This window comes from Kyrpidia sp. (assembly GCF_023512215.1).
Taxonomy (GTDB): domain Bacteria; phylum Bacillota; class Bacilli; order Kyrpidiales; family Kyrpidiaceae; genus Kyrpidia; species Kyrpidia spormannii.
In genome coordinates this window covers 101,648-121,084 of record NZ_JAILZZ010000002.1, presented here as the reverse complement: position 1 = coordinate 121,084, position 19,437 = coordinate 101,648, and the positions used below count along the sequence as shown (strand labels likewise).

Here is a 19,437-nt window from a genome sequence, read left to right as displayed (position 1 = left end):
AATCAACTGGCCGCCCGGTCTTGCCACCCGCAACGGCCGAGAATGACCTTATGTCGATAAGGTTAACAGGGCATTCGGAGAATGGCCGGATATCATGAGGCGCACAAAGGGCTTGGCCGCCCGCAGCGCCCGGGTGTGGGGGGAAAAACCCGGGGTGGCCATAAGCGGGTTCATCCAGACGATCACCACACCCCGGGAATACAATGTCCGGAGCGCAAGGACGAGTGCCTCGGGATCGCCGGCATCCCATCCGTCACTGATGATCAACAATGTCAAACGCCCGCCTCCGAGCCACTGGGCGCCGAATCGATCCAGCCATTCGCGAACCGCTTCTCCAATACGGGTGCCCCCGGAGAACACCCGGCTGAACTGGCCCAGACGTACCCTGGCGACCGCATAAGGACCTCGTAGCACCTCGGTGGCGTCGACCAATTCTGCGGCAAAAGGAAACACGCCTACCCGGGGCAAACGGTGCACCAGCTGATAAAGCCAGGGTAGATAAAGTTCAACATACTCTTCCATGGAACCGGACACATCCCAAAGCACGGCGAGGCGGCCGGGCTGCCTGGGGAAAACCCTGGGAGCAAACTTCGGAATAGCCCCCCCTCGCCGGGCCCAGAGGCGGGCTGTGCCCTGAAGATCCACCCCGTGGCCCGGCCTGGTCTGCTTCCTCTTCCTGCTGGGCACATCGGGAGTCAGAGAGAAACGACGCCCCATTCGTCGAATCCACCCCGGAGGGTTGCCGCGCGTGTCCGGAACCCCCTGGCCCGGTCCGACACCAGCCGTCCGGCCTCCTTCATTGAGACCCCCCTCGGGCGACCTCCCGGGTTTTCCCCGAGCAGGGCTAGACTGCCCGCCTGTTTTATTGAGGACCCTTTTCTGCCGGCTCAGTCAAGTCCCATCTAAAAGCTCCGGAATTCTCGATGTGACAACATCCATGTCGAGAATTTCCTTGATCACGCAGCCCAGCGTCTCCCGGATCCAATCTTCACTCCACTGGCCTCCCAGCTCGTAGGCCCGGGCCCAGTCCAGCGTCTCCGCTACGCCCGGCGGTTTCAATAAATCCCAACCCCTCAGTATCTGGACCGCCCGGACGATGTGTGAAACCGCTTCCTCCGTCAGTCCGGGGACGCGCCTTCGCACCACCGCTGACTCCCTGTGCGTGTCCGGCCAACTCAAGTAAACATAAAGAGAGCGCCGGCGAAGCGCATCGCTGAGGGCCCGGGTCCGATTGGACGTGAGAAAAACCACAGGGGGCTCCCGGGCGGCCACCGTGCCCCATTCCGGTACCGTAATCCGATAATCGGCGAGAAATTCCAATAAAAGGGCCTCGAACCCTTCATCCGCGCGATCCACCTCATCGATCAGGAGCACACAACCCCCGGGCGTTCGCAAAGCCCGCATCAACGGCCGTTCCAACAAGTATTCCTCACCGAAAACCTCCCGGGCGTCCCCCCGGGCGATATCGACCATCTGTTTATGATAGTTCCAATCGTAAAGCGCTTGGCTCGCATCCAAACCTTCAAAACACTGCAAGCGAACAAGGGGTTTATGCAGGGCGAGGGCAACCGCGTCAGCTAGCGATGTTTTCCCGACGCCGGCCGGCCCTTCCAATAACAGGGGCCGCCGTAACTCAACCGCCAGTTTAACCATCCCGGCCAAGCTCATATCCGCGATGTATCCACCTTGCTCCAACATCTCCATCCAGTCTTCCGTCGACGGTCGCTTGGTCGGCAATACAGTCACTCCCGTCTAATCGCTTCTGATCCTTTCGCCGTCAGCCCTAATTGCACGTCTAAAGTTATTTTTTCCGATCCATGAAATCCATTCGACACTGAAACGTTCGATTCCTGCCAGTCGCTATGAATTAGAAACCGAGAAGCCCTGCCATCTCCGTTCATAAATCCGAAGATTTCGCGCGGAATGGCCGCCCACCGGCCGATGGGTCACCATCACATCGCTGTGCAAAATCGTTCCCAGATCTCGAGGTACTCGGGAGATCATGCAAAGGCTCACCGTGTTCATGGACGCCCCTCCCGCCTTTTCACGATATGTGCAAAGGGGCGTGCGTATGACAGAGGGAGTAAGGGAAACCAAATAGCAAAAATCTGTGTCATTCGACAAATCGGCAGGAATTATGACGATCCGCGTCGAATTAGTACCACCGGTTTTTGCGAATTGCGCCGGAGCGAACCGGTTGATTCAGTTATGCCGAGAGGAGGAGACGCGTTGCGCCGACGTATGCTTACGGCAATCGTCGCAGGGTGTTTATTCACCGGCGTCGCACTGCCTGCGGCCAAAGCGGAGTGGATTACCCCTTACCAACCACCCGCCGGACTTCGGGACTTAACCAATCAGTCCCATACCTTGCAGATACAGATCCAGCAACTGCAAGGCCAAGCGAACGACACACAAAGACAGATTGCGAGCTTACAAGACCAGTTGGTGAATTTGGATGCCCGGATTGCGGGTACAGCGCAGGAATTGACCGCCGCAGAGAAGCAGCTCCAGGTTCAGCAAGATTTGCTGAACAAGAGGCTACGGGCCATGTACGAGGACGGCACGGTCAGCTACCTGGAGGTGCTTCTCTCATCCACAAGTTTCAGCGATTTTGTCGACCGGATGTACGCACTCTCGAGGATCGCCATGCAGAATCGGCAGATTTTCGACGAGACCAGAAAGAAGCGGGATGAAGTTCAAGCTTTGAAAAGAGACCTCGAGAGCCAAAAGCAACAACAACAGTTGGCCCTCTTGAACTTGTCGGACACCTTGCGAAAACTTGTGGCTGAGAAACACAGTCGCGAGAATCAACTCGGACAAGTACAACGGCAACTCTCCCAGCAATCGGCTCCCAGGACAGTCTATGCCATGGTGGGTCCGGGTCAGGCTTCGTGGAACGGGGGAGCAGCAGCGCCGAGCCTTTCCGCCCGGGGATTGACGTCGATCCCGCAAGCCGCGATGGCATACATAGGGAACCCTTACGTCTTTGGAGGAGCAAGCCCCCAGACCAGTTTTGATTGCTCCGGACTCGTTCAGTGGGTGTATGGGCAATCGGGCATCGGTTTGCCGAGAACGGCCCAAGGGCAGTACAACGCCACCCAACACATCGGAGAGGGCCAGGCCCAGCCCGGGGATTTGGTGTTTTTCACCCAGACCTACGACACGTCTGACACCATCACCCACGTCGGGATTTACCTCGGCAACGGCCGAATGCTGAGCGCGGACAATGCGGGAGTGGGAATTCGCTCGATCACGTCGGGATATTGGCGCAACCACCTGTACGGATTCGGGCGGGTGCGCTAAGACGCATAATGAGCGGAAAGAACAGAAGCTCAACTCTACAAAAGGATGCCCGGACGACTCTCGGCCGTTCGGGCATCCTTTTCCATTCAAGGGGCGATCATTTCGTTAGCGAGATAAGCCTCGTGGTACAGAAACACCACATGGGGATCGGGGCGCGCCAATGCTTCGTTTTTCCCTTCATAGGAAACACGGGACAAAAAATCCCTGATCAAGTTCTCCCGGGCGGCTCGTTTGTCGTCTGCCCGGACGACAATCCACGGAGCGAGGGCGTGGTGAGTGCGGGAAAACATGGCATTGCGGGCCCGGCTATAGGAGTCCCACAGGGCTTGACTTTTTTCGTCGACAGGGCTCACTTTCCACTGTTTTAAGGGGTTCTCTCTGCGATCCTTGAGCCGCTTTTTCTGCTCACTTTTCGAGATATCGAGATAATATTTGAACAACTTGATGCCCGAACGCACCAACATCTGTTCGAAAAGCGGCACAGTCTGCATGAATTCTTCATATTGCTCCTCAGTACAAAAACCCATCACCCGCTCCACCCCCGCCCGGTTATACCAACTGCGATTAAAAATGACCATTTCGTGGGAGGCGGGTAGATGGGGCACGTAGCGTTGAAAATACCAACAGGTCTGCTCGCGGTCTGACGGTTTGCCGAGGGCCACCACCCGGGTTTCCCGGGGACTGAGGTGCTTCACGAAAGTTTTGACCATGCCGTCTTTCCCCGCGGCATCCCGGCCCTCGATCAAGATGACCACCCGTTCATCCGCCTGAATCAAATGTCGCTGCCATTTGACCAGCTCGACGTAGAGCGGATACATTCGTTTGTGATTGTCAGGGTTCTCGTCAACATGCCCCTCATTGTTGTGGCACTCGGATACAGTGGGCGGGAGACCGCCAATTTCTGCACCTTTGGACTCCCCGGCGTCCCACTTAGACGGTTTGTCCTTGCGCGCGTCATCGTGCCGATGCTTTTTCGACATCCACCTGTCCCCCGTTCGCGAAAACAAAAGGACGATCGCCTCTCCGACCGTCCATGCCCTTCCGTCTTCTACTTCTGGTGGGCGGTGACGGGATCGAACCGCCGACCCCCTGCTTGTAAGGCAGGTGCTCTCCCGCTGAGCTAACCGCCCAACAAAATGGTGGAACCGAAGGGATTCGAACCCTCAACCCCTGCGCTGCCAGCGCAGTGCTCTCCCATTGAGCTACGGTCCCACATCTCTCCGCCCGATGGACGGCTGCCTTTCTCACTTGCCGCCTTTTCGCCTTCGCGGCGGACAGTTGCTATTATACGTCATCCTACAGATCCTTGCAAGGGGTTTTGAACGGAAACGGGCGGTGCGATTCGACCGCCCGGAACTTTCCTTCGTCGCTTCCCAATTGACGCCCGCCGACCACCAGGTGACCTCGTCCAGTCGGGCCGCCTCACCCAGGTCAAAACGCCAAAAACCCTCAGCTTTCAACCCACCGCTTCTACGCGTTGTTCCGCCACGCGCACCGGTCCCAAGCCGCGTGGTACCTCCAGCGACTCCCGCGTTTCGGCGCCTAGCGCCCGCGTGATGTAGTCGCAGGCCACGTTGGGGTCAATGCGATTCCCGCACGTATATACATCGATACTCGCATACCCGTGTTCGGGGAAACTGTGAATCGTCAGGTGCGATTCGGAGATAATCACCACGCCGCTGACGCCCTGCGGCGCAAACTTGTGAAAAGCCACTTCTCGAATCTCTGCCCCGGCCTCTAGAGCCGCCCTTACCATGATCCGTTCAATTCCCATCAGGTCGTTCAACTTCTCCCGATCGCAGCCCCACAGCTCAGCAATCACATGACGACCCATCGTGTCCATGTTGAATCCCCCTTTAAAGCTGATCTCATGCCCTCTCAGGCATGCGGGACCTACGCCATCCACCACGGGGGAAAGTTAGTCCATCACGCAGACACGCGCGAACCGGGCGAATCCAACACGAAAACTCGCCCCGGCATGAGGTCCTAACCCTTTAAGTGGATGCTGGTTCCTATGAATTCCTCACCTCTTCGGCAAGTATACGCAAGATAGTATAAGGCTTTCCTCCCGGCTTTGCAACTTGAAATCCTGTCCTATTCCTCATTTTTTGCCCCGTTTCGACAAAAACGGGCGCATCGCCTCTAAATGCGCCTCTCGACCCCACAGCGATGAACACGTTTTCGATTCGAAGTCCATCGCTTGTGCAAGACTCCCCGAGGAGCGCACGATGGAAAGGATGCCCGCCACAGCTTCGGCATCCCACCGAGCCCACCGCTCAATCTGGCGCACCGCCCTTCCCAGCAGTTCATCCCCGGGCACAAGCTCATCCAGCAGTCCGCGCTCCACGGCCTCCTCTCCGTTGTAGACTTCCCCGTCCAACAACACCGGCAACGCCCGGGCTTCCCCCAGTCGCCGCACCAAAATCGAGCCTCCCCCCCACCCCGGCACAATCCCTAGAGTCACCTGAACAAAGCCCACTGACACGTCCGGTGTCCCAAGCCGCCAGTGGCAGGCTGCAAGCACCTCGGCGCCGCCGCCCCGTACCGCCCCCCGGGCCGCCGCCACCACCGGTTTCGGGCAAAAATAGATCTGCTCCAACACGTAGCGCATTCTGGACATGACGGCGTAGATCGCCGCCCGTCCTCCACCCTTCCCCAAATACTGCTTGACGTCCCCACCCGAAATAAACGCCCGATCCCCCGCACCGGTAATGACGATTCCCCGCACCGCCGGATCCTGTCGGCACTCCCTGATCGCCTCGGCCAACGCTTCTGCCGTCGACTCATCAATGGCATTGCGCACCTCGGGCCGATCCACAGTAATGATCGCCGCTGGCCCCCTGCGTTCTAATCGAATCCCTTCCATCCACCTCATCCTTTCAAGCTCTGCCCGCTCATCGCCCGACCCCGGGTCCCGCCTCTACCCCACTCCGGCGACGGGCACCCCCGATCAACGCCGGGTGACGATCCCGCAATTCTCGATCGATCATCTCGAAAGCTTGCCGAATGTCCCATTGCGCCTCCGGGGAGGTACGCAGGTTAATCAAATGGTACAGTTCCCACAAATTAACGGTCATGACCACTTCCCGCCGATGGGCATTCGTGACGCAGTAAGGAACGGCTTCGGGACAGAGGCCCCGGATCTTCTCCCGCACCTCGTCACTATAGGCCAGAAAATCGGTCAACAATCCCGCCAAACCCGCTTCTTCCACCCGAGGGGGGATAACCCACCCGCCCGCACCTCCCGGAACCCCGTAGGTAAAATCCGCCCCGCGATTGTGTCGGAGCAGTTGGTGCCAATTCGCTTCGGAAACCCGGAGAAGAATCCGGTACACCACTGTTTTAAACGCCCCGTGAGGATGGTCATGAACCGTTAACTTTTCCCATGACAACCGAATCATGTCCTCCAAATCTTCCGAGTCCATCCCTTCGGCCCGGCGGCGAGCTTCTTCAAAATCGTATCCCCCATGCGCCAGCCACAACCCCGTAACGAGGGCCACCAGCGATTCCCGATAGTCCGGCAGCGATAACCACTCGACTTCGGGGCCACTCCTCGCGCCACCGCTGTCCTGCCCATGCGTCCCGACTGCCCACGTCCGCGCCAAACCGCGAAGGTAGTCACTGGGTGAAATGTGCCGCAACAGCGTCGGTAATCGACCCGCCACCTCCTGCGCGAGTTCTACCGCCAAATCCCGGCATTCCGCGTAGGGACCGGACAAAAGGTGAACAATGGCATCCCGAAGTGCCCGCCCGTTTCCGGTGAGACCCAAATTTGTCAAAGTGGCCAGGGTGAGCGCGTACCTGGCGTCCTCAAAAGCGGCCTTCTCAACTCGAATCCGATGGGACCGTTCCGACTCACCGTCCCGGCGGGGAACCCGTCGGGCAAACTCCCCCACCAAGCCTTCGTACAACGCTTCGTAAACGTCAAATGCTCGGTCCTGCAGGCCTTTGTACAGGTTCAGGGCCTCGGGATCGCGTTGTAATTCGGGAGGGAAGTAGACCGCCCCCCGGCGAGGGCGCTGATACCGCTGGCTATACTCAGTAAAGCTATTAAATCGCGACCCCAACTCCAATTCCGCCGAGGCCAACCGACTGATCCCCTCAATACCAACATGGACGACAGCATGTTCGGCGACACTGGAATGCCCATACCCGATGACCCAGCGCTCGTGAAAATCTCCAGCAATTTTCTGCGCTCGTTCCGCCCCGGCATCCCCGGAGACAGCCCGCACCCCCTGTAACTGCCCTTCCTCCAGGAGCTTGGCCAAATTCTCCCGAAACCCCTTCGGACTGCGGCTGACATAAGCAAAAACGACCGCGATGACTTCCTCCGGCAAATTGTCAATGGTGAATACCCGGCGATCCAGATTCGATACATATGTAAGGAGGGAATTCATTCAGGTTCGACCCTCTCTCGTGATATTCGCCCACACCGGCGCGACTTTATTCTAACAGAAATGCGGGGGCCAGTCCCCCTTTCGCTTGGGACCCCCGGGGCGAAACGGTCTGCATTACGTTTGACTGTATGGTTATCTTTTCGTACAATAAGATTGGAAGGTCACTTATCAAAAATCAACCTTCGAAAGGAGGGAGTCGATGCAATCGGACGGCCTCTATCGCATTGGAGAGTTGGCGAAAGCAGCGAGGGTCAGCCGGCGGACGGTAGATTTTTATACCCGCATGGGGTTAGTGACTCCCGAGGAGCGAACCGAGGGCAATTACCGGCTATACGGGGAAGACGCGCTCAAGCGCCTCTTATACATCCAGGAGTTGAAAAAGCGGAAGTATACCCTGGAGGAGATTCGCGACCGGCTCGATGCCATGGACCGTCAAACCCCTCCCTCCGACACGGTACACCGAATGGAAAAGTTGCAGGAGTTGATGAAACAGCTCGAAACCGAACTGTCCGATCTCCGTCCCGAACTTCGCCAATGCGCCACTCGATTGTCCGATTCGCTTCAGCGAACGACAGTTCAACGCGCATTGGCACAAGGGCTGTCCCTGGCTCAGGCGCTTTTGCTGTTTATCTACGATTCTCAATGGCTAAACCTGTGAGGTGCCGCGGATGAATTCGCTGAAAACATGGTTTTTGATGGGTGTATTGACGGTCCTGCTGGTCCTGTTGGGTCGATGGGTGGGGGGACCGTCCGGGGCGCTGATGTTCTTGATCCTGGCTGTGGCCATGAATTTTGTGGGCTACTTCTTCAGTGATTCCATCGCCCTGCACATGTCCGGGGCGCGAGAGCTGCCCGAATCGGAAGCCCCCCAGCTCCACGCCATGATTCGACGGCTGGCGGATCGGGCCGGGTTGCCGATGCCTCGGGTGTACATCACCCCGTCGCCCCAGCCCAACGCCTTTGCCACCGGCCGCAACCCGCAACACGCCGCTGTGGCTGTCACCGAAGGGATCCTGAGACTCCTGACACCCCACGAACTGGAGGGCGTCCTGGCTCACGAACTGGCCCATGTGCGCAACCGCGACATTCTCATCAGCAGTATGGCGGCCATGTTGGCTGGTGCCATCACCTGGATCGCCAACGCCATTCAGTGGGGGGCGATGTTTGGCGGTTTTGGCCGGCAGGACGACGAGGAGGGACCAGGGCTCCTCGGCGGGCTGTTTATGGCGATCCTGGCTCCCATCGCGGCCACGTTGATTCAACTGGCGATCTCGAGGGCCCGGGAGTTCAAGGCAGATGCCACCGGGGCGAGGATCGCCGGAACACCTGACGGCTTGGCTTCGGCCCTTTTGAAATTAGAGGCCGCCGCTCAACAGATTCCGTCTTTCGTCAACCCATCCACCGCTCACATGTACATCGTCAACCCCTTGAAGGGCTCGACCATCGCCGGCCTGTTCAGCACCCATCCCCCCATCGAGGAGAGGGTGCGACGCCTGCGAGCGTTGCACATCTGAGGCGTTTCCTGAATACAAGACGCCCCCATCCGGTCAGCCGTCGGATTGGGGGCGTTTCTCTGTTTCGTTCAAAGGCTGGAGACTCGAAACCCGGACCTCCCAGATGGGCAGTCGGGGCGTTTTCCCCGATCGAGTGACGAGCCGCCGCCGGGCGATTCGGCCGGATACTTGATACCATCTGTCCTTTTGCACCGAATCGCCTTCAGAAAGGAGCAACAATACCTCCTCCACCCGGTACCCCTCTAACAGGAAGGGCTCCACCGACAATCGGGCCACCGTCAACTGTGCATCATTCTCGGCGTCGGTATACACGAAAGCATTCTCCTTGGCGCGCCCGACCACCGTGACGATCATGACCATCCCCTCTCCATTTCAATCCCGCTCTGGTCCACCGGTTCACGAACACCCGGCCCGACTAACGGGGAATGTAGATGAGCAATGCCAGGATTTGATACACCAATGCGGCCAGAAGGGCACTGACCGGCAAAGTGACCACCCAGGCGGACACGATCTTCCCGGCGACACCCCATTTCACCTTGGCAACCCCCTTGGCCGCTCCCACGCCCATCACGGCCGAAGCGATGACATGGGTGGTGCTGACCGGCTGTTTCGCAATCGTCGCCCACAACAAGACCAGAGATGAGGTTAAATCGGAGGCAAAACCATTAATCGGCTGCATCTTCATAATACCACGCCCCACCGTCCGAATGATGCGCCACCCTCCTACCGACGTGCCCAGCGCCATGGATGTGGCTGCAGCCATCTTCACCCACAAGGGAATCTCCGCCGTTTGGAGGTGACCGGCGGAGATTAAGGCGAAGGTGATGACACCCATGGTTTTTTGAGCATCGTTGGTCCCGTGCATGAACGCCTGAAACGCTGCGGCAATGACCTGAACTCGACGGAAACCCCGGGTCACCCGGGACGGTGCCACGTTTCGCACCAACCACAAGAGACTGGTCATCCAGGCGAAACCGAAAACCAAGGCCAGGACGGGCGAGAGGATCAGCCATTGGATAATCCGCAGAAAACCGGACCAGTGTAGAGCATCCAGGCCGTGAGAAGAAAGCACCGCCCCTGCGACAGAACCGATGAGGGCGTGGGAAGAACTGCTGGGGAGGCCATAATACCACGTGGCGAGATTCCAGCCAATGCCGGCAATCATCGCAGACGCGATGATCCAAAGGCCGTCTTTCAGAACAAAGGGATTGGCGATTTCTTTGCCGACGGTCTGAGCCACTCCCGTGAAGACGAGCGCCCCTAGCAGGTTCATCAGCCCCGCCAGAACCACCGCGGTCCGGGGCCTTAGGGCCCGGGTCGAAATCGACGCCGCCACAGCGTTCGCCGTGTCGTGAAACCCATTGATGAAGTCGAAAATAAGAGCGAGGCTGACAACCACAGCGACCAGAGCGATGTCGGCACTAGGCATTCTTTAAAATGACTCCTTCGACCAAATTCGAGACATCTTCGCAAAAATCCATACCATCTTCAAGTTTCTCATAAATCTCTTTCCATTTAATTACATAGATTGGATCATATCCCGGTTCGTTTAACAGCTTGGCCACCGATCGCCGATACAGCTGGTCCGCGTCCATCTCCCAGCGTTTCACTTCCTCGCATAAAGAACGAACCGAATCAAAAGACAGCCTTCGCATCTCGTGTATCAGTTTGACCAGGGCCCCCGTCGCCCGCTCCATATCTTTGCACATCTCCACCACCTCAGGGGTCGGGTGGCCTACTTCATACAAAAGCATGCGGTCTCCCACCCCGGCAACCATGTCCAGAACGTCATCAATGGTAAAAGCAAGGCCCGAAATGTCCTCTCGTTCGATGGGCGTGATGAAGGTCTTATTGAGTCGTTCGATGATCTCCCGGGTTATGTCATCTCCTCGATGTTCAATTTCTAGCAGGCGATCCACCTGTGTTTGGGGATCGGTGTAATCGTTCACTAAACTGAGTAACTGCCGCGCCCCTTCGTACAGATTCGCCACTTCTTTTTCGAGAAGGTCAAAAAAAACATCGTTCCGCGGCCCGAGATGTAACATGATCGCAGAGTCCCCCTGTCAACGTCCACCCTTCGCTAACCGAACGGTTGATCGATTCCTCTTTCATTGTACCGAGGACACCTTTTGCCAGGCAAGGGAAAGACAAAAGTTCCCTAACACATTCTTTACCGTTGTGAACCATACTACAAAAGACCAGCACTGCCCCGGGCAACCAAACCGGAGAGGAGGACGTTTTTCGTGCGAAAAAAACCGGTACGCCGGCACTATCGGGGAGTGAAATATTTTTATTTTGATATCGCCGACCCCTCACATGCCCGCATTACGAAGTACCTTCACCGGGAGACGCCTGAACAGCTCATCGGGGAGTTGACGCGGAATGACGAGTACTGATGCGAAGGGCGGGATGTCCTGATGACCGGGCGCCGACTCCTCATGGTCTGCACCCTGCTGATATCTCTATCAAGTGTTCGCCCTGCCGCTGGAGTCGCCACGGCTGAGGCGGAGGTGGGAGGTCCGGTGGCCACCCGACAAAGCCCGGCCGTCGTCCGGGAAGCGCCTGTCGAACAGTGGTCCAGGGCCTACCGGGTGCCGAAAGCCTGGGTGCAGGCGGTGTGGGCCTATGAAAGCCATATTCATATCGGTAAATTTACCCAACTCAACGGCCCGGATCGGCCGCTGTGGCTCGGTCTCGGTAACCCGGGTCTTGAGGACGCACCTTCCATTTTCGTGTTTGATGGCGTGGGACGAGATGGGGATGGGGACGGGCGATGCGATATCCGGAGTGCCCGGGACCGCACCTGCTCGGTGCTGGACTGGCTGTCCCGAAACGGAGGGACCACCACCCCGGAAATTCGACGCAGCCTCTGGCAATGGTACGAGGACAGTGTCATCGTCGAACGGATCACGCTGTTTTCATCCTTATTCGCCACCCACACCCCTGCGGAAATGTCCCGGCACGCCTTTCCCCTCCCGTTGCGAAGCTCATATACTTATCGCAATACTTGGGGTCAGGCCCGGGGATGGGGGGGACGCCGGATCCACGTGGGGACCGACCTTTTTGCACCCTACGGCACCCCGGTCCGCAGCACCGTCTGGGGATATGTGGAAACAAAAGGATGGAATCCCTACGGGGGATGGAGAATCGGCATTCGGGATGTCGACAACACTTACCATTATTTCGCCCATCTCTCGGGATACGCAAAAGGACTGTCCATCGGTCAAATCGTCAAACCCGGACAGGTCATCGGGTATGTGGGAAGCTCTGGATACGGTCGAAAAGGCACATCGGGAAAATTCCCTCCCCATCTTCATTACGGCATGTACATCGACGCAGGCAGCGAAGAATGGCCGGTTAATCCCTACCCCAACTTGGTTCAGTGGGAGCGGGAGGAACGGAAACAGACAAAAAAATAAGGGACCCTGGGCGAAAAAAAAAAAACGGGGGGATGACCCCCGTTTTGTGGTTTTTACTCGTTTCGGTGGGTGACGTCCCGGACTGGATGCATGAACAATTCCCCTCTCTGAAGCCTCCGCTCTATATCCTCCCGGGTCTCCTCGTTCTCTTCTCTTTGCGACCCAGGGTCTCGTGGATTGTCGACCCACTGCTGCCCCGACAAGGCTGCGGGGTCGACGTAGATACTCCAGTAATCCAAGGGAGTCTCCCGCCACCTGGCATCCTGTTCGGCCTTTTGCCCGGCGGGTACGCGTTCATTCATTTTGACGCCACCTCCCGGTATTACTGTGCCCGATTCCTCGGCTCCTTAACGCTGAACCCCCCGCGGTCCCACCGTACGGAGCAGCCGCGCCACCGCAGGCCCGACCCGGGGCAAGGACTCGACTTCCTTTGGCGCCACCGCCCCGAGAAGAACGGCCAACACCGCAAACACCCCGGCGCCGATCATCACTGCGCTGCCTAGTTCCAAAGCCAACACCCATCGAGAGTGATGATCCCCCATCCATCCCCCTAAAACCCACTGCCACAATTGGACGGCAGCCACCATGCCTGCCGTTGCCAACATCGGCTTTCCCCAGAGGGCAATGGGAGATAGGCGCAGGGAAGTCAACCGTTTCATCTGATAAAGATTCAATTCGGCAGCGACCCAATACGAGACCACCGACGCCGCCGCGGCACCTCCGATGCCCCACAAAGGGACCCACCACAGGTTTAGTACCACTTTAAGAATCAAGCCGATAAAAAGATTCACCACCGGGCGGACGGTCATCCCCATCCCTTGTAAGACGCTTGAGGAAACCGATTCGAGAGTGCTGAAAACGGTGGAAAGGGCCAGGATGGCAATGGCGACAGTGCCGGCATCGTTCCCAAACAACAAGATGTTGGTCGGACCCGCTAAAAGGGCAAGTCCCACCCCGGCGGGCAAAGCGATGAGAATAGAGGCGCGCAAAGATAAAGCGGCGAACCTCTGAACCCCCGCATAATTTCTTACTGCATACGCCTCGGATACAAGCGGGATGATTGTCAGCGCCACCGTCGTGGCAAACGTGGCGGGAATGGCGATGATTTTCTGCGCCCGCCCGCTCAAAATGCCGAATTGGGCCATCGCCTCATCTTGAGAAAGGCCCACTTGGTGAACCAGAGACATCGTGACGGTGGAGACATCCGCTTGATTAAACAGCGGAACCACCAGCGCTCCCAAGCTGATCGGTATGGCGTAAACCACCACCCGGGCGAGAAGCCGTCCAATGGGCACGGCGGTGGACACCATGCTTTTCCGGAGCAATGCCCGCACGCCGGGCCGATGCTTACGAGAGGTCCCCACCAACCACCACAAGGCCGCCAACCCGCCGGTGAAAGCCCCCAGGGTGCTGATGGCGGCAATCTGTTCCACCGGGGCCCCCCACTTGCTCATCGCATAAGCGATGCCAAGAACCGTCACCACCCGCACGACCTGCTCCACCACCTGGGAGTAGCCGGTTGGTTCTACCATTTGCCATCCTTGAAAATATCCCCTCATAATGGCGATTACCGGGAATACGAGCAGAGCCGGGGCCATGGCCTGAACGGCTGGGATCACGTCTTTGTTGTCCCCGGCAAAATATCGTACATAGGCCGGGGCACCAAAATATTGGATCGCGGCAAACAGCAGGCCGCTGAACCACATCATAACCAACAGTGCCCGGTATAGGCGCTCGCTCGTGCGGTAATCGCCTTTCGCATTGTACTCGGAAACGAATTTCGAAATGGCCAAGGGCAAACCGGCGGTGGAGATCTGAAGAAAAATATTATAAATCGGGTAAGCGGCGTTATGGATCCCGACACCCCGATCGGCAATCAGATGCTGCAAGGGTACGATATAAATGAGCCCGAGCAATTTACAAAAGAATACGGCCGCACTCAGGAACAAGGTGCCGTGGACAAAATGCTGAGCCGCCGTGCGTTTTTCCTTCAAACCCTCCATCGCCCTTTCCCTCGAGCTTCACCCGCATCACGTCGCTGCCCCTACTCTAACCTGTTTTGTCGATCCAGACAAGGAGGAGACCCGATGGGCGACCCGCCAGCTCTGCTCCCCGGTCCCGCGTCTAGTCTCGCGTTCGTCCGTATAGAAATAGGACGACAGCCGATCGAAAGGAGGGGCGGCGATTGCCAGGTCCGGTTTTCGGCGGGAGACTGCTCGCCTGGTTGTGCTTTGGCGCAGGCCTCTGCCTGCGGAACGTCCCCCTGATCGTCATGGGCATCGGGGGAATGGTCGCCTGTCGTTTCGGGGATGCCGCAGCGGTATGGTACGTATTGATCATGAGCATTTTCTTCCTGGTGCATCCGGTGATCGCCCTTTGGTGGCCCGGAACCGCCACATGGTTCGACCCTGCGGGCCGCACCCTTCCCTGGGAAGCAGCCACCGCCCTCGCGGGCTTAGCGGCATGTAATTTTGCCGGGTGGGGAGGACATATTAAAAGCGGGAGGGGATGAATCCATGAAGCTAAAAGACCTGATGACCACCCAAGTGTCCTACGTATCCCCGGCTTCCACCTGTAAGGACGCCGCCCGGGTGATGAACGATATCAACGTAGGGTCGGTGCCAGTGGTGGACAAAGATAAACTGGTGGGTATCTGCACAGACCGGGACATCGTCTTAAAATGTATCGCCGCGGGGAAAGATCCCGCCACCACGGCGGTTAAAGACTGCATGACCACCAACCCCATCACCGGAACCCCGGATATGGATGTGCATCAAGCCTCCGACCTGATGTCTCAGCATCAAATCCGCCGGCTGCCCGTGGTGGACCAGGGCAAACTGGTGGGCATGGTGGCCATCGGAGACTTGGCGGTCACGGCGATTCACCAGGACGAGGCCGGCGAAGCGCTGAGCGGCATTTCCCAGGGCGTGCATTAACACGTTCATGGCCCAACCCCGAGGACAGGGACTCACGCGAGCCCCTGTCCTCCTTTGTTGACAGAGTTTGTTAGCTTAAGTCCGGGCGGTCCGGCCTGTCCACCGGGGGGATCATAAGCAATGGCCCACCCCGGTACGGGATTCACCGACCCGCCGTTTCCCGGAGGGAGCGGAGAGCCATTCCCGCTTCCTCCCGGCAAGTCCCCCGCCGGTACCGTCTCGGGACGCTGTTGTTTCAGGGTCCCGGGCCCGTGATTGCGGCGGTCCTGAAGCCAGGCTTGTTCCACGGCAGCCCGCATTTCATCGGGGGTAACCGTCACCCCGTGCTGGCGCAGACGCTGGCTGAGATATCCCATAGCTTGTTCCAGTTTAGCCGGACCATCGGAGTCCCTATACACGGTTTCAGCAAAGGAAAAGGCCTCGGCGGCCAGACAAGCCAGCAAATCCCTCTGTGCCTTCGTCGCGTGCAACCGAAGATAATCGGCCACCTTCCGCCCGGCCAGGTGAAGCAAGGCCAAACCCAGGGCCGCCAAAAACTGCAACACGAACAACACCAGCTGATTGGCGAGAGGTACCCACCAGGGGTCCATCGGCGGTCCCTCCTTCCTGTTCCTTTTTCCCACCCTATGCGATAACACCTCCCCGGGGTGCGATGGTGAGAAGAGATCTCCACTTTTGATGTGCATCTTGCACGCCATGGCGCAAACAACTTTTGTAGAAGAGGAAGAAAGTGTTAGGCTAGGCCCGTAGACCCCGGGAACAATAAGATCACACCACCAAAGGAGGTGAACGAGATGGCTCAAGGACAGAAACGAAATGCCCTGGTCGTGCAGGCGGCGACCCGAGCCCTGGACCAGCTGAAGTATGAAGTGGCTTCCGAGTTGGGGATCGCAACCCCCCAAGACGGGTATTGGGGAACGATGACGACCCGGGATACCGGTGCCATCGGAGGAAACATCACGCGAAAACTCGTTGCCTTGGCTGAGCAGCAACTCGCCGGCCGGCAATAACGAACGGTATTCTATCGGTCACAAAAACCCCCCACTTGGCGCTGTGGGGGGTTTTCATCTGGGGCTCCAGGTGCATCGAGGCCTTGAGTTTTAACGCTGATCCAAGGGCAGGTAAGTCAGGTCCTGAGGCCCGACATATTCCGCCCGGGGACGAATGAGCCGGTTGTGTTCGTACTGCTCCAGCACGTGGGCCGTCCACCCGGCAATTCGGCTCACTGCAAAGATCGGCGTGAATAAATCCACGGGGATCCCCATGGAATAATACGTAGAAGCAGAGTAAAAATCGACATTTGGGTACAAACCCTTCTCTTCCCGCACCACCCGTTCCACCGCTTGAGAAATCTCGTACCATTTTAGATCCCCGGCCTCTTTCCCCATTTGCTCGGACATTTTGCGCAAATGGGTCGCCCGGGGATCCTCCGTTCGGTAGACGCGGTGACCGAAACCCATGATCTTTTTTTTCTCAGCCAGAGCCTGTTTCACCCAAGATTCCGCCCGGTCGACCTCCCCGATGTCCAGAAGCATCTTCATCACCTGTTCATTGGCCCCTCCATGAAGGGGGCCCTTAAGCGTGCCGATGGCCGAGGTGATGGCCGAATACAGGTCGGAGAGGGTTGCGGCGGTCACCCGGGCAGAGAAGGTGGAGGCATTCAGTTCGTGGTCTGCGTGAAGGATCAGGGCCGTATCAAACACCCGCTGATGTGCGGGACTCGGTTCTTCACCAAACAGCATATACAAAAAATTCCCCGCGATCGATAGGTCATCCCGGGGGGCGATGGGATCCCGGCCATGACGGAGCTGCTCCCAGGCCGCGACAATGGTCGGCAACTGTGCCACCAGCCGGGCCGCTTTTCGCAGATTCGCGTCCCGGGAAGTTTCTCCCGCCTCGGCGTCATACGTCGATAACAAGGAGACGGTGGTCCGCAACACCTCCATAGGGGACGCCGACTGCGGAAAGCTGCTCATGGCCTTAGCCACTGGCTCAGGCAATGATTGATGTCGGTGCAACTGGGCCTTGAGATCATCCAGCTCACTCTTTTTCGGCAATCGACCATGCCACAACAGAAACACGACTTCCTCAAAGGTGGAATGAGTCGCCAAATCGTGAATATCGTATCCGCGATAGATCAACCGACCTTTTTTCCCATCAATAAAGCAGATCTGCGATTCGGCCACAACCACGTCTTCGAGACCTTCGCGAAACGTTTGTTCTCCCATGCCGTCTTCCTCCAACGAATGAAATTTCCCGTGTTAGGATGCCCCAACCCCGGGTGGGGATTCCCCGTATCACCTCGGTCCGGATTGGTGCCCGATCCAGGCCGTACCATCCTCCCAATGTTCTTTTTTCCATATCGGCACAACCTGTTTAATGCGCTCGATGCCGTATCGGCTGGCCTCAAAAGCGTCCTCCCGGTGCGGGGACGCCACCGCCACCACCACGGCGATATCCCCGACCTCTAGACGGCCGATCCGATGAACAATGGCCGCCCTCGCTCCGGGCCAACGGCTTTCGATCTCGTCACCGATCTGAAAAAGCGTCCGCCTGGCCATCCCCACATAGGCGTCGTATTCCAAATACAAAGTCCGTTTCCCCTCCGTCCATTCCCGAACCGTCCCGAGAAACGGAACGATTGCCCCCATCTCCGGGCCGGTCACCCAGGAGATGACCTCAGAAACGTCGATGGGTTCCGTCACGACCCGAAACCGTTCCTCCCGCAGCATCCTTTCCGACATCAACCTCAGCCTCCACTGACCGGCGGAATAAACGCCACCTGATCCCCCGATTTCAGGACGCGTTCCGGCCCGGCGTACTCCCCATTGATCGCCACCATACAGCGGTCCAAGAGATCGGCGATATGACCGAATTGATCCCCGACCCGATCCCGGAGATCCCGGACTGCGACTCCTTCGGGGAGTTCGATCACGGTCTCCCGCTCGTTCATCCGATCTGCCAGCTCCGCAAACCATAACACGTTCACCCGCACGATGCTCACGCTCCTTCCCACCGGTTCGCTCATTGTCATTGTACTCCCCCGCGACGCAAAGACCAACGGGATGTGTCGTAAAATCGACAGTTTCCATCCTCCGGAACGGTTGTCAGCCGGGATTTTTGGGTATATCCTAAACATAAGCTTATGAGTGGCGATGGCCCGGGAGGTGAACGCCATGCTGTCAAACATCGGTTTTCCCGGTTTGATTCTGATACTCATCATTGCCTTGGTGGTTTTCGGTCCGAGCAAACTCCCGGAGATCGGCAGGGCCGTAGGACGAGGGCTGCGGGAATTCAAAGATTCGGTGCGGGATGTGACTAGTACTGACGACAAACAGGAGACACCTACGGTACAGCAAGCACAGACATCAAAAGACCGCGAGGTTTAATCCTTCGCGGTCTTTTTTTGTTCAACTCCGCCTTGTTGCATCAACCACTGCGCCGCCGGGGCCAAGCAGGGGCAGCCAAGCTCTGGGCGACAGATGGATCCGGCGTCCACCCTGGATCTTGGTAAACTGCCCTCACGGTGGTGTAGATTCCCCCCCGGACATTGAACTCACCGATAACCTCCAACCAACGCGGCTGGGCCGCCGCGACAAAATCCTTCAGAATCCGGTTGGTCACGTCTTCGTGAAAATGCCCTTCATCGCGAAAACTCCAGAGGTACAGTTTTAAAGATTTCAGCTCGACGATCGACGGCCCAGGAATATAGCGAAAATAGATCACGGCAAAATCCGGTTGTCCGGTTTTCGGACACAGGGCTGTAAACTCCGGACACTCGATCCGGACTTCATAGTCCCGATCCGGGTGAGGGTTCGGTACGACTTCCAGTTCTTTCGACGGTGTTGTCGACAATGTTCTTCCCCTT

The 19,437-nt window shown here is 57.8% G+C and carries 25 protein-coding genes and 2 tRNA genes; 9 read left to right on the top strand and 18 right to left on the bottom strand.

The window, feature by feature from the left end:
- Positions 1–48: 48 nt before the first annotated feature.
- Both K6T64_RS02105 and K6T64_RS02100 read right to left on the bottom strand, forming a co-directional pair.
- The gene (locus K6T64_RS02105; RefSeq protein WP_288008352.1) at positions 49–717 is read right to left on the bottom strand and encodes a VWA domain-containing protein; all 669 of its coding nucleotides are present in this window, start codon (positions 715–717) and stop codon (positions 49–51) included.
- A gap of 174 nt (positions 718–891) precedes the next feature.
- The gene (locus tag K6T64_RS02100; RefSeq protein WP_232059710.1) at positions 892–1,737 is read right to left on the bottom strand and encodes an AAA family ATPase; all 846 of its coding nucleotides are present in this window, start codon (positions 1,735–1,737) and stop codon (positions 892–894) included.
- Between the two features lie 492 nt (positions 1,738–2,229).
- On the opposite strand from K6T64_RS02100, the gene K6T64_RS02095 reads away from it, so the two are divergent.
- Complete coding sequence (locus K6T64_RS02095; protein WP_288008350.1) at positions 2,230–3,303, top strand: C40 family peptidase; 1,074 nt, start codon at positions 2,230–2,232, stop codon at positions 3,301–3,303.
- Positions 3,304–3,389: 86 nt separating this feature from the next.
- Here the strand turns inward: K6T64_RS02095 and ppk2 are convergent, their stop codons facing one another.
- The 6 genes from ppk2 to K6T64_RS02065 form a co-directional block, all read right to left on the bottom strand.
- Positions 3,390–4,283, bottom strand: a complete 894-nt coding sequence (gene ppk2, locus K6T64_RS02090; protein ID WP_288008348.1) for a polyphosphate kinase 2 — start codon at positions 4,281–4,283, stop codon at positions 3,390–3,392.
- Positions 4,284–4,358: 75 nt separating this feature from the next.
- A tRNA-Val gene (locus K6T64_RS02085) sits at positions 4,359–4,433 on the bottom strand.
- A 7-nt stretch (positions 4,434–4,440) separates the two neighbouring features.
- Positions 4,441–4,515: transfer RNA gene (locus K6T64_RS02080), tRNA-Ala, on the bottom strand.
- A 244-nt stretch (positions 4,516–4,759) separates the two neighbouring features.
- Positions 4,760–5,146, bottom strand: a complete 387-nt coding sequence (gene speD, locus K6T64_RS02075) for an adenosylmethionine decarboxylase (RefSeq protein ID WP_100668284.1) — start codon at positions 5,144–5,146, stop codon at positions 4,760–4,762.
- 258 nt (positions 5,147–5,404) lie between these two features.
- Positions 5,405–6,169: an enoyl-CoA hydratase/isomerase family protein gene (locus K6T64_RS02070; protein ID WP_157935501.1), complete on the bottom strand. Its 765-nt coding sequence runs from the start codon at positions 6,167–6,169 to the stop codon at positions 5,405–5,407.
- Positions 6,170–6,197: 28 nt separating this feature from the next.
- Complete coding sequence (locus K6T64_RS02065; RefSeq protein ID WP_288008347.1) at positions 6,198–7,700, bottom strand: FAD-dependent thymidylate synthase; 1,503 nt, start codon at positions 7,698–7,700, stop codon at positions 6,198–6,200.
- A 199-nt stretch (positions 7,701–7,899) separates the two neighbouring features.
- On the opposite strand from K6T64_RS02065, the gene K6T64_RS02060 reads away from it, so the two are divergent.
- Both K6T64_RS02060 and K6T64_RS02055 read left to right on the top strand, forming a co-directional pair.
- Positions 7,900–8,358, top strand: a complete 459-nt coding sequence (locus K6T64_RS02060) for a MerR family transcriptional regulator (RefSeq protein ID WP_170086075.1) — start codon at positions 7,900–7,902, stop codon at positions 8,356–8,358.
- Between the two features lie 10 nt (positions 8,359–8,368).
- The gene (locus K6T64_RS02055) at positions 8,369–9,214 is read left to right on the top strand and encodes a zinc metalloprotease HtpX (protein ID WP_100668288.1); all 846 of its coding nucleotides are present in this window, start codon (positions 8,369–8,371) and stop codon (positions 9,212–9,214) included.
- A 33-nt stretch (positions 9,215–9,247) separates the two neighbouring features.
- On the opposite strand, the gene K6T64_RS02050 is transcribed toward K6T64_RS02055, so the two are convergent.
- From K6T64_RS02050 to K6T64_RS02040, 3 genes are all read right to left on the bottom strand, one after another.
- The gene (locus K6T64_RS02050) at positions 9,248–9,568 is read right to left on the bottom strand and encodes a hypothetical protein (RefSeq protein WP_170086077.1); all 321 of its coding nucleotides are present in this window, start codon (positions 9,566–9,568) and stop codon (positions 9,248–9,250) included.
- A gap of 61 nt (positions 9,569–9,629) precedes the next feature.
- Complete coding sequence (locus tag K6T64_RS02045) at positions 9,630–10,643, bottom strand: inorganic phosphate transporter (protein ID WP_288008346.1); 1,014 nt, start codon at positions 10,641–10,643, stop codon at positions 9,630–9,632.
- Entirely contained in the window at positions 10,636–11,259 is a 624-nt protein-coding gene (locus tag K6T64_RS02040) for a DUF47 domain-containing protein (RefSeq protein WP_288008345.1), read from the bottom strand. The genes K6T64_RS02045 and K6T64_RS02040 overlap by 8 nt, the downstream gene beginning before the upstream one ends.
- A gap of 198 nt (positions 11,260–11,457) precedes the next feature.
- Between K6T64_RS02040 and K6T64_RS02035 the strand changes: the two genes are divergently transcribed.
- Together K6T64_RS02035 and K6T64_RS02030 are read left to right on the top strand one after the other, a co-directional pair.
- Positions 11,458–11,610 (top strand): hypothetical protein, encoded by a 153-nt coding sequence (locus tag K6T64_RS02035; protein ID WP_157935502.1) that lies wholly within the window; start codon positions 11,458–11,460, stop codon positions 11,608–11,610.
- Positions 11,611–11,652: 42 nt separating this feature from the next.
- On the top strand, positions 11,653–12,633 hold the full coding sequence (locus K6T64_RS02030; protein ID WP_415270909.1) for a M23 family metallopeptidase: 981 nt from the start codon (positions 11,653–11,655) through the stop codon (positions 12,631–12,633).
- Positions 12,634–12,686: 53 nt separating this feature from the next.
- Here K6T64_RS02030 and K6T64_RS02025 read toward each other — a convergent pair whose 3' ends face one another.
- Positions 12,687–12,935, bottom strand: coding sequence for a DUF3905 domain-containing protein (locus tag K6T64_RS02025; RefSeq protein ID WP_100668293.1), 249 nt, complete (start codon positions 12,933–12,935; stop codon positions 12,687–12,689).
- Positions 12,936–12,980: 45 nt separating this feature from the next.
- Entirely contained in the window at positions 12,981–14,636 is a 1,656-nt protein-coding gene (locus K6T64_RS02020; RefSeq protein WP_288008344.1) for a putative polysaccharide biosynthesis protein, read from the bottom strand.
- 182 nt (positions 14,637–14,818) lie between these two features.
- Here K6T64_RS02020 and K6T64_RS02015 point away from each other — a divergent pair, with 182 nt between their 5' ends.
- Both K6T64_RS02015 and K6T64_RS02010 read left to right on the top strand, forming a co-directional pair.
- Entirely contained in the window at positions 14,819–15,145 is a 327-nt protein-coding gene (locus tag K6T64_RS02015; protein ID WP_100668295.1) for a hypothetical protein, read from the top strand.
- A 4-nt stretch (positions 15,146–15,149) separates the two neighbouring features.
- Positions 15,150–15,569, top strand: coding sequence for a CBS domain-containing protein (locus K6T64_RS02010; RefSeq protein ID WP_100668296.1), 420 nt, complete (start codon positions 15,150–15,152; stop codon positions 15,567–15,569).
- A 32-nt stretch (positions 15,570–15,601) separates the two neighbouring features.
- Here the strand turns inward: K6T64_RS02010 and K6T64_RS02005 are convergent, their stop codons facing one another.
- A complete protein-coding gene (locus tag K6T64_RS02005) occupies positions 15,602–16,159 on the bottom strand; it encodes a phage holin, LLH family (protein WP_288008343.1) in 558 nt (185 codons plus the stop codon).
- 204 nt (positions 16,160–16,363) lie between these two features.
- Between K6T64_RS02005 and K6T64_RS02000 the strand changes: the two genes are divergently transcribed.
- On the top strand, positions 16,364–16,579 hold the full coding sequence (locus K6T64_RS02000; RefSeq protein WP_100668298.1) for an alpha/beta-type small acid-soluble spore protein: 216 nt from the start codon (positions 16,364–16,366) through the stop codon (positions 16,577–16,579).
- A 90-nt stretch (positions 16,580–16,669) separates the two neighbouring features.
- Here the strand turns inward: K6T64_RS02000 and K6T64_RS01995 are convergent, their stop codons facing one another.
- The 3 genes from K6T64_RS01995 to moaD form a co-directional block, all read right to left on the bottom strand.
- The gene (locus K6T64_RS01995; RefSeq protein ID WP_288008342.1) at positions 16,670–17,797 is read right to left on the bottom strand and encodes a citrate synthase; all 1,128 of its coding nucleotides are present in this window, start codon (positions 17,795–17,797) and stop codon (positions 16,670–16,672) included.
- A gap of 69 nt (positions 17,798–17,866) precedes the next feature.
- Positions 17,867–18,313, bottom strand: a complete 447-nt coding sequence (locus K6T64_RS01990; RefSeq protein WP_288008341.1) for a molybdenum cofactor biosynthesis protein MoaE — start codon at positions 18,311–18,313, stop codon at positions 17,867–17,869.
- A gap of 5 nt (positions 18,314–18,318) precedes the next feature.
- Positions 18,319–18,597 (bottom strand): molybdopterin converting factor subunit 1, encoded by a 279-nt coding sequence (gene moaD, locus K6T64_RS01985; protein WP_170086084.1) that lies wholly within the window; start codon positions 18,595–18,597, stop codon positions 18,319–18,321.
- A 148-nt stretch (positions 18,598–18,745) separates the two neighbouring features.
- Here moaD and K6T64_RS01980 point away from each other — a divergent pair, with 148 nt between their 5' ends.
- Positions 18,746–18,958 carry a twin-arginine translocase TatA/TatE family subunit gene (locus K6T64_RS01980; RefSeq protein ID WP_100669464.1) on the top strand — a complete coding sequence of 71 codons (213 nt, stop codon included), beginning with the start codon at positions 18,746–18,748 and terminating at the stop codon, positions 18,956–18,958.
- Positions 18,959–18,998: 40 nt separating this feature from the next.
- On the opposite strand, the gene queF is transcribed toward K6T64_RS01980, so the two are convergent.
- Positions 18,999–19,424 carry a preQ(1) synthase gene (gene queF, locus K6T64_RS01975; protein WP_100668301.1) on the bottom strand — a complete coding sequence of 142 codons (426 nt, stop codon included), beginning with the start codon at positions 19,422–19,424 and terminating at the stop codon, positions 18,999–19,001.
- Positions 19,425–19,437: the final 13 nt, after the last annotated feature.

Coding starts and splice junctions, on each gene's coding strand:
- speD (WP_100668284.1), bottom strand. CDS start 5,146: ATGGACACGATGGGTCGTCATGTGATTGCTGAGCTGTGGGGCTGCGAT.
- K6T64_RS02025 (WP_100668293.1), bottom strand. CDS start 12,935: ATGAATGAACGCGTACCCGCCGGGCAAAAGGCCGAACAGGATGCCAGG.
- K6T64_RS02070 (WP_157935501.1), bottom strand. CDS start 6,169: ATGGAAGGGATTCGATTAGAACGCAGGGGGCCAGCGGCGATCATTACT.
- K6T64_RS02045 (WP_288008346.1), bottom strand. CDS start 10,643: ATGCCTAGTGCCGACATCGCTCTGGTCGCTGTGGTTGTCAGCCTCGCT.
- K6T64_RS02105 (WP_288008352.1), bottom strand. CDS start 717: ATGGGGCGTCGTTTCTCTCTGACTCCCGATGTGCCCAGCAGGAAGAGG.
- moaD (WP_170086084.1), bottom strand. CDS start 18,597: ATGAGCGAACCGGTGGGAAGGAGCGTGAGCATCGTGCGGGTGAACGTG.
- K6T64_RS02065 (WP_288008347.1), bottom strand. CDS start 7,700: ATGAATTCCCTCCTTACATATGTATCGAATCTGGATCGCCGGGTATTC.
- K6T64_RS02000 (WP_100668298.1), top strand. CDS start 16,364: ATGGCTCAAGGACAGAAACGAAATGCCCTGGTCGTGCAGGCGGCGACC.
- K6T64_RS02030 (WP_415270909.1), top strand. CDS start 11,653: ATGGTCTGCACCCTGCTGATATCTCTATCAAGTGTTCGCCCTGCCGCT.
- K6T64_RS01995 (WP_288008342.1), bottom strand. CDS start 17,797: ATGGGAGAACAAACGTTTCGCGAAGGTCTCGAAGACGTGGTTGTGGCC.
- K6T64_RS02055 (WP_100668288.1), top strand. CDS start 8,369: ATGAATTCGCTGAAAACATGGTTTTTGATGGGTGTATTGACGGTCCTG.
- K6T64_RS01980 (WP_100669464.1), top strand. CDS start 18,746: ATGCTGTCAAACATCGGTTTTCCCGGTTTGATTCTGATACTCATCATT.
- K6T64_RS02020 (WP_288008344.1), bottom strand. CDS start 14,636: ATGGAGGGTTTGAAGGAAAAACGCACGGCGGCTCAGCATTTTGTCCAC.
- K6T64_RS02040 (WP_288008345.1), bottom strand. CDS start 11,259: ATGTTACATCTCGGGCCGCGGAACGATGTTTTTTTTGACCTTCTCGAA.
- K6T64_RS02060 (WP_170086075.1), top strand. CDS start 7,900: ATGCAATCGGACGGCCTCTATCGCATTGGAGAGTTGGCGAAAGCAGCG.
- K6T64_RS02050 (WP_170086077.1), bottom strand. CDS start 9,568: ATGATCGTCACGGTGGTCGGGCGCGCCAAGGAGAATGCTTTCGTGTAT.
- K6T64_RS02005 (WP_288008343.1), bottom strand. CDS start 16,159: ATGGACCCCTGGTGGGTACCTCTCGCCAATCAGCTGGTGTTGTTCGTG.
- K6T64_RS02010 (WP_100668296.1), top strand. CDS start 15,150: ATGAAGCTAAAAGACCTGATGACCACCCAAGTGTCCTACGTATCCCCG.
- ppk2 (WP_288008348.1), bottom strand. CDS start 4,283: ATGTCGAAAAAGCATCGGCACGATGACGCGCGCAAGGACAAACCGTCT.
- K6T64_RS01990 (WP_288008341.1), bottom strand. CDS start 18,313: ATGTCGGAAAGGATGCTGCGGGAGGAACGGTTTCGGGTCGTGACGGAA.